Below are 6164 nucleotides of genomic sequence, written 5' to 3' on the forward strand. Positions count from 1 at the left end.
GCTCGCATCGTCCCAGCACAGGTTGCCCGGGCCTGCGGCGCGCGCCTGCTCGAGCCAGCGCGAAAGGCGCACCGCCAAGGGCTCGAGCAGGCTCGCCGCCATCCACGGGAGGCTTCCGAAACGGCTGGTGAGCGCCAGGGTGAGATCCTGCACCACCTGCGGTGCGTCGAGCCACTCGGGGTTGGCGCACAGCGCCGACATCCACTCCACCGCGTTTCCCCAGGGGTCGTCGCGAAAACCGAGTGCGACGTCGTCATCCACCCATACCTGAAACTGCTCGTGCCAGGCGGCGAACAGCGTTTCTTCACGCGCGGTGGTGGTGTAGTACAGGCGCTCGCCATCCTCGGAGGGCGCAATGTCGAGCTTGGGCGCGGTGGGCAGTGCCGCCAGAAGCGACTGCAGCGCGATCAGTGGCGTGGCGAGATCCTCCTCGGCGCTGAGAAGCTGGTCGGCGAGGGTGGCGCCGGGGTTGTCGGCCAGCGCCGCGAGGAACTCCAGCTGCTCCTCGTCGAGCCCGCCCTGGCGCACCAGGCGGCGATACCAGAAGTTGGCCCGTTCGCGCGCCTCCTCCTCGTGGCCTTCGTGAAGCAGCAGCATGGCTTCGATGTAGGCCAGCGTCGGCGAGTCCGGCAGCGCCTGCATCGCCTTGATGAAGGCGCCGCGCGCGCTGTCCAGGTCGTCGTTGTCCAGATGCATCAGGCACAGGCGCTCGAGTGCCACGCCGCGCAAGAACAGCGGCCCGCGCTCCATCACCTCGTCGAGCAGGTCCGCGCGCTTGCGGGTGAAGCCGCGCTCCTGGTAGATGTCCAGCAGGATCTCGAAGGCGGGCTCGGCCTGATCCGGCAGGCGCGACCAGTCGCTGCCGTCGAACAGCGACTCGAGAATCTGCATGGCGCGCCCGGTCTGGCCGCTCTCGGCGGCGATCAACCCAGCCTCGAGCAGCGCCTGGGCGGACGCGCGGTGGCTGTCGAGGGCGGCCTTCAAGGTCGCTCCCTTCCACTCCTTGAGCGACAGCATCCACATCATCTGGGCGGGAATCTCGGTCGGGAAGTCGACCCGCTGGCAGCACTGCTTGTACTTGCGCCCGGAGTCGCACCAACAAGGTTCGTTGCGCCCGGGCGTGGCCAGGGACTCGGCGGCGAAATCGAGCCGTTCGAGCGGGGTCTGCGACCAGAGAATCGGCGCGAGCGCCTGAGCGGTCGCCACGTTGCCGTTGAAGAATTCCGCGCCTTCGTCGCGCACCCAGATCATGAAGTCCGGGTAGTGTTCGTGCTGCCTGATCGCCGAGAGTGCCCCCGAGGCAAATCCCAGCAGCTGATCGACCCATACCGCCAGCATTGCCATCTCCCCTGTATTGAAAGCGCAACAGTCTAGCACGGCTACCGGGCTCGACGCAGAAGGATTGGCGTCACCATCCTGGGCTGCTAGTGTGCGATGACCGCACCAAGCGCCGCCCGCGCGACCCTAGACTGGAGACCCCACCCGCGATGACCGCCGTAACCCTCGTCACCTGCCAGGGGGATGCCATCACGCCGCACCTGGAGGCGCTCGCCCGCCTGCGCATTCGCGTCTTTCGTGACTACCCCTACCTCTACGATGGCGACCTGGCCTACGAGGCCGAGTACCTGGGCCGCTACGCTCAGAATCCGGCCAGCCTGTTCGTGCTCGCCTTCGACGGCGATACGCTGGTCGGGGCCTCGACGGGGCAGCCGCTGAAGGATGAAGTCGCCGAATTTCGCGCACCGTTCGAGCGTGCCGATATCGACCCGAGCGACGTGTTCTACTACGGCGAATCCGTGCTGCTTCACGACTACCGTGGCCAGGGCCTTGGCAAGGCGTTCATAGCGGCGCGCGAGGCGCACGCTAGATCCCACTCTTTCGGGACCGTCGCTTTCTGCGCCGTGGAGCGTCCGGAGGATCACCCGGCCAAACTCGCCAGCTACCGGCCGCTTCACGGCTTCTGGGAGCATCTGGGCTACCGTCGCCGCGCGGCACTGACCGCTCGCTTCGCCTGGAAGGACATCGACGCGGCCGAGGAGAGCGAAAAGCCGCTGGTGTTCTGGCTCAAGTCGCTGGCCGGCTGAGCCGCCTCAACGGGGCGGTGCAAAGCCGGCCTCGTCCAGCAAGGGGGCCACACGGGCGTGCATGTCCAGACGTGCCTTCAAGCGCACCAGATTCCAGTAGTGGCCGTTGAGCGCACGCGAGAGCAAGAGCGTATCCGCCGGCGGCTGGAGCCGATCCATCGCGCCCCACACCTTGGGCGACAGCTCGCGCAGGCGCCGGTGCACGCGCACGTCGCCGAAATCCTGCTCGCCGGGTGCGAACAAGGGCGCCACGCATTCGGCCGCCTCGCGGTAGAGCGCCAGCGGCGCGCCCTGCCCCTGACGTCCGCCCAGCGCCATCATGGCGTCGTCCATCGCCATGGCGTCCTGGTCCAGCGTCGCTTTCAAGAGCGCCATCATCGCCGTGAGTTGCTCTTGGGGCACCTCGATCACCGCCCCGAAATCGTAGATGACGAGGCGCTGCTGGGCATCGACGGCGAAGTTGCCGGCGTGCGGGTCGGCGTGCAGCTCCCCGAAGGTGAACAGCTCGCGGGTGATCCAGTCGGCAAGCGTGCGTGCCACCGCCTGCCGGGTGGCGTCGTCGGCCTCTTCCAGCTCGCGAAGCGGCGTACCCTCGACGAAGCGCATGGCGAGCACGTGAGATCCGCAAAGCGCCGGCAGCGGTTCGGGTATCACCAGCCGCGGCTCGCTCGCGTAACGCTCGCGGTAGCGCGCAAGCGCCCGGGCCTCGGCTTTATAGTCGAGCTCGTCACGAAGCCCGGTGGCGAGCTCCTCGAACAGCGCGTCCAGGCGCGCCTGGGGCACCTTGAACCAGCGCCCCAGACGCAGAATGCGCTTGAGCTGGACGAGATCGCTCTCGAGCACCTCGGCAAGCCCGGGGTACTGCACCTTGAGCACCACGGTGTCGCCTTCATGCGTGAGTGCCTTGTGCACCTGGCCCATCGAGGCGCTGGCGAAGGGGCGCTCCTCGATCTCGCGAAAGTGCGCGTCGAGATCGCCGTACTGTAGAAGGAGCGCCTCGCGAATGCGCGGCCAGGGCATCGGCTCCGCCTGGCGCTGCAAACGCGCCAGCTCCTCGGAAAGATCCGCCGGCAGCAGGTCGTCCCACTGGGACATCAGCTGCGCCATCTTCATCGCCGGGCCCTTGAGCTCGGAAAGCCCCTCGAACAGCGCCTCGCCCAGCGCGCGCCAGTCCGCCTGGCCACCGAGGCGGGTCTTGAGCATCGCCCCGCCGGTTCGTGCCCCCAGGCCCATCAATCGCCGTGTTCGTCCGCGCTCGCGCATGCCACTCTCCTCTGGACTCTCGATGCTCCTAAGCGTAGCCCATCGCCGCCCACAGCCTCGATGAGAGTGCGTGTCACGCCGTTGCCCCGGGTTAGCTTCAGCGTGTATCGATGTGCATGAAACTATCTGTACGGCTTTTTGACGAACCTTTTACCCATACTCAAGATCTTGAAATCACTATTAAAAATTAAAAATAGGCAATTTGCACATAGGTGCAACATGTCAATTTACTGTCACGTTCGCCGCCTAGAATGCCCCTGTCTCGGTCGATTGACTTCGATCGCCCGCATTTTTCGAAAGAGGATAGGTCATGGCACAGTGGAGTGACGCGACGCACCTGCAACGACGTGGAGTGCCGCTGGGCTTGAAGCATTCGGCGACGATTCTGGGCATCTCGCTTCTGGCGCTGTTCGGGTACCTGATCCTCGCCCCGGTGATCTCGATCCTGCTCGATGCCATCCAGGTCAACTTCGGTGACGCCACGCGCATCCGCGCGCCCCAGGGCAGCTTCACGGATCACTACCTGCAGCGCGTGTTCACCTCGCCGGTCTCCCACCGGCTCTTCTGGCAGCCGTTGCTCAACACCCTGATGGTCGCGATCGCCTCGATGAGCATCGCCATGGTCGTCGGTGGCGTGATGGCGTGGCTTCTCAGCCGCACCGATCTGTGGGGGCGGGGCTGGTTCGCCACCGCCCTGATCGTGCCTTTCATGCTGCCTACCTGGACCTTCGCGCTGGCCTGGACGACGCTGTTCAAGAACCGTTCGATGGGCGGCCAGCCCGGCTGGCTCGAGGCCATGGGCATCGACTCGCCGGACTGGCTGGCCTACGGAGCCGTGCCGATGACGCTGATCATGGCGCTGCACTACATCCCGCTGGTCATCCTGCTGTTCGGTAACGCCCTGCGCCGCTTCGATACCCAGCTCGAAGACTCCGCGCGCATCCTGGGCGCGGGTCGCAGGGTGGTGGCGCTGCGCATCGTCCTGCCCTTGATGCGCCCGGCCTTGATGTCGGCCATGGTGCTGATTCTCGCCGACGCGCTGGGCGAGTTCGCGGTGCCCTACATCCTCGGCCTGCCGGTGCAGTTCGATACCCTTTCCACCTCGCTTTTTCGCGCCATCTCCTCGCGCCAGACCGGGGTCGCCTCGGTGCTCGCCGGCGCCATCATGGTGCTGGGCTGCATCACGCTGACGATCGATCTCTACCTGATGCGCGAGGCACGCCGCTTCGTCACCCTGGGTGGCAAGGGCGCCATGCAGCGCCGTCGCCCGCTGGGCGTGTGGCGCCTGCCGGCGACCCTGGCCGCCGCCGCGCTGTTCTGCGTCGGCGTGGTGCTGCCGCTGGGCACGCTGTTCCTCTCCACGATCATGCACCTTCCCGGGCGCTTCGAGGCGGCCAACTTCACCCTCGACTACTGGGTCGGGCGCGATCTGTCGACCGTCGCCCTCTCCCGCGGCATCCTGCTGACGCCGGACTTCTGGTCCGCGGCCTGGAACAGCCTGCGCATCGTCGGCAGCGCGTCGGTCTGCGCCGGCCTTCTGGGGCTCCTGGTGGGCTACGTGGTGACCCGCACGCCCTGGCACTGGCTGGCGAGCACCCTGCGCCAGCTCACCTTCATGCCGTACCTGGTACCGGGCATCGCCTTCGCCGCCGCCACGCTTTCGCTGTTCGCGGTGCAGCGCGGCCCCGTTCCGGCGCTCTACGGCACCTCGGTCATCCTGATGCTGGCGCTGATCGCCGACCAGATGCCCTTTGCCTCCCGCGCCGGCATCTCGGCCATGACCCAGCTGGGTAGGGAGCCCGAGGAGGCCGCGCAGATCGTCGGCGCCGGCTGGTGGCGGCGCATGGCGAGCATCATCGTGCCGATCCAGAAAGGCGCACTGGTGGTGGGGATCGTGCTGCCCTTCATCTCCGGCATCAAGGGAGTGAGCCTGTTCATCATCCTGGCGGTGCCCGCCACCGACGTGCTGACCACCTATTCGCTGCGCCTGGTCGATTACAACTACACCCAGGCCGCCAACGCCGTGGTGCTGATGATCGCCCTGCTCGCCTGGGGCGGTACGGTGCTGACCCAGAAACTGACCAAGACCGGCCTTGCCCAGGGCCTGGAGAGCTGACCATGCCAACGATTACCCTGAACGCCCTCACCAAGCGCTACGGCCCCGGCGCCAGCGCCGTGGACACCCTTGACCTGCACGTCGAGAGCGGCGACTTCATGTGCCTGCTGGGCCCGTCGGGCTGCGGCAAGACCACCTTGCTGCGCATGATCGCGGGGCTCGAGCAGGCAAGCCAGGGCCGCCTCTCGATCGGGGACACCGTGGTCGACGATCCGGCGAGCGGGCGCTTCGTCTCGCCGGAGAAGCGCGAGCTCGGCCTGGTGTTCCAGAGCTATGCGCTGTGGCCGCACATGAGCGTGGCCCAGAACATCGACTTCGGCCTGCGCCTGCGCAAGCTGCCGGCGCACGAGCGGCGCCTGCGCACCGGCGAGGTGATGGAGAAACTCGGCATCGCCGCCTACGCCAGCCGCTACCCGTCGCAGCTCTCCGGCGGCCAGCAGCAGCGCGTCGCGCTGGCCCGCATGATGGTGCTCAATCCCAGAGTGCTGCTGCTCGACGAGCCGCTCTCCAACCTCGACGCCTCGCTGCGCCTCGAGATGCGCGCCGAACTCAAGCGCCTGCACCAGGCCTTCGACACTACCATCGTGTTCGTCACCCACGACCAGTGGGAGGCGATGACGCTCGCCTCCACCATCGCGGTGATGCGCCAGGGCCGCCTTCAGCAGGTCGGAAGCCCCGACGACATCTACGCCCGCCCGAAC

General features: G+C 67.0%; 5 protein-coding genes. 3 read left to right on the forward strand and 2 right to left on the reverse strand.

The window, feature by feature from the left end:
• On the reverse strand, positions 1-1338 hold a 1338-nt coding region (locus tag BIS11_RS08985), incomplete at its 3' end, for an SEC-C metal-binding domain-containing protein (RefSeq protein ID WP_253585944.1).
• Positions 1339-1487: 149 nt separating this feature from the next.
• On the opposite strand from BIS11_RS08985, the gene BIS11_RS08990 reads away from it, so the two are divergent.
• Positions 1488-2084: a GNAT family N-acetyltransferase gene (locus tag BIS11_RS08990; protein ID WP_253425439.1), complete on the forward strand. Its 597-nt coding sequence runs from the start codon at positions 1488-1490 to the stop codon at positions 2082-2084.
• Positions 2085-2090: 6 nt separating this feature from the next.
• Here the strand turns inward: BIS11_RS08990 and BIS11_RS08995 are convergent, their stop codons facing one another.
• A complete protein-coding gene (locus BIS11_RS08995; protein ID WP_253425442.1) occupies positions 2091-3347 on the reverse strand; it encodes an AarF/ABC1/UbiB kinase family protein in 1257 nt (418 codons plus the stop codon).
• Between the two features lie 310 nt (positions 3348-3657).
• Here BIS11_RS08995 and BIS11_RS09000 point away from each other — a divergent pair, with 310 nt between their 5' ends.
• The gene (locus BIS11_RS09000) at positions 3658-5463 is read left to right on the forward strand and encodes an iron ABC transporter permease (protein ID WP_253425445.1); all 1806 of its coding nucleotides are present in this window, start codon (positions 3658-3660) and stop codon (positions 5461-5463) included.
• A 2-nt stretch (positions 5464-5465) separates the two neighbouring features.
• Positions 5466-6164 (forward strand): ABC transporter ATP-binding protein (locus BIS11_RS09005; protein WP_253585945.1); only part of this gene is annotated, 699 nt, incomplete at its 3' end.

The sequence above is a fragment of the Halomonas sp. 707D4 genome (assembly GCF_024158685.1).
In the GTDB taxonomy this organism is placed as follows: domain Bacteria; phylum Pseudomonadota; class Gammaproteobacteria; order Pseudomonadales; family Halomonadaceae; genus Vreelandella.

Coding starts and splice junctions, on each gene's coding strand:
- BIS11_RS08990 (WP_253425439.1), top strand. CDS start 1,488: ATGACCGCCGTAACCCTCGTCACCTGCCAGGGGGATGCCATCACGCCG.
- BIS11_RS08995 (WP_253425442.1), bottom strand. CDS start 3,347: ATGCGCGAGCGCGGACGAACACGGCGATTGATGGGCCTGGGGGCACGA.
- BIS11_RS09000 (WP_253425445.1), top strand. CDS start 3,658: ATGGCACAGTGGAGTGACGCGACGCACCTGCAACGACGTGGAGTGCCG.